Raw genomic sequence first — 1,734 nt, 5'->3', positions numbered from 1 at the left:
GGGCTACCTGGTGGCCACCGAGGGGCGAACGATCGACACGGCCGCGATCCGCGACCAGATCTCGGGCGCACTGCCCGGCCACATGGTGCCCGCTGTGCTCATGGTGCTCGACGAGATGCCGGTCTCCTCGACGGGCAAGGTGAATCGAAGCGCGCTGCCCGAACCCGGTGCCGAGGTGCCGGATTCGGCGGTGGCCGCCGCGGCGAGCGAGCTGGAGGTGACCATCGCGGGGATCTTCACCGAGGTGCTCGGTGTGGCCTCGGTGGGTGCGGACGAGTCGTTCTTCGCGCGGGGCGGTGACTCGATCATGTCGATCCAACTGGCGTCGCGGTTGAAGACCGCAGGCGTGGTCGTGACGGCACGGGACATCTTCGAGCACCGCACCGTTCGTGGGCTGGCCGCCGTGGCCGGGGGTGCCGGACGGGTGGGTCTCGAGGAGCTGCCCGGCGGTGGTATCGGCGAGGTGACGCGGACACCGATCGTGTCCTGGTATCTCGACCGTCCCGCCGACGACCGGTTCGCGCAGTCGCTGCTGGTCGAGCTGCCCGGCGACGCGCGCCCGGCCGACGTGATCGCCACCGTCCGAGCCGTTCTGGATCGGCACGACATGCTGCGTGCACGCCTGAGTGCGGCGCACCTCGAAGCGTTGACGCCCGGCGAGATCGATGCCGAGCAGTTGGTGTCGGTGCGTACGTTCGGTGCCGATAATGCCCCTGGCACTGCGGGTTTCACGTCGTTGGTGGAGGGTGCCCTCGAAGACGCTTCGGCCGCGCTGAACCCGGTGGATGCCGTCATGATGCAGATCGTCTGCCTGCTGCCCGAGCCCGGCGTGGCGTCGCGCGGGCGCGCGCTGATCGTGATCCACCACCTGGTGGTCGACGGTGTCTCCTGGCGCATCCTGCTCCCCGACTTCGTCTCCGCGTGGCAGCAGGTGGGTGCGGGGCGAGCGGTCGAACTGCCCGAGGTCGGCACATCTATGCGCCGGTGGGCCGAGGTCGTCTCCGCTGCCGCCGGCGGCCGTGCCGACGAGCTGGCGCTGTGGCAACGGATGGGGTCGCGACCTGAACCGCTGCTCGGGCGCGCACCTCTCGACCCGGCGCTCGACGTGCATGCCACGGTCGAGCGGCTGACGCTGGCGCTGCCTGTCGAGCTGACCACCGCTCTGACGGACGCGGTGCCCCGCGCCGCGCATGCCACCACCGACGATGCTCTGCTGGCGGGCCTCGTTCTCGCACTGGGACGTTGGCGTCCCCGGCGCGGTGTCGACCACTCCGGTGCGCGCATCCTGCTCGAGAGCCATGGGCGCGAAGAACAACTCGCCCCGGGCGCCGACCTGTCGCGCACCGTCGGCTGGTTCACCAGCGCCTACCCGGTGGACCTCGACATCGACGGCACCGATCCACGTGCCGCGGTGAAGGCGGTCAAGGAACAGCTGCGAGCCGTGCCCGACAAGGGAATCGGCTACGGCATGCTGCGATACCTGAACCCGGCGACCGCCGATCGGTTGGCCTCGCTGCCCGCGCCACAGATCAGTTTCAACAACCTCGGCCGGGCGGGCGTCGACATCTCGGCACTGTCCGGGCTCGCCTGGATTCCCGCCGACGAGGAATTCGACCACCAGGGCTCGTTCGATCCGGACATGCCCGCGTCCGCCGCGCTGACCCTCGACATCAGCATCGTCGATACCCCCGTCGGGCCGACCCTCGCCGTGCAGATCGGTTATGCCGCGAGGCT

At 70.1% G+C, this 1,734-nt stretch carries 1 protein-coding gene; it reads left to right on the top strand.

Annotated elements, in window-relative coordinates; all coding sequences use genetic code 11:
• On the top strand, positions 1–1,734 hold a 1,734-nt coding region (locus ACFWF3_RS34750; RefSeq protein ID WP_379318305.1), incomplete at both ends, for a condensation domain-containing protein.

Origin of the sequence: Nocardia sp. NPDC060220 (assembly GCF_042727815.1) — a bacterium.
GTDB lineage: Bacteria > Actinomycetota > Actinomycetes > Mycobacteriales > Mycobacteriaceae > Nocardia.
This window is presented reverse-complemented; position numbering and strand designations above follow the sequence as displayed.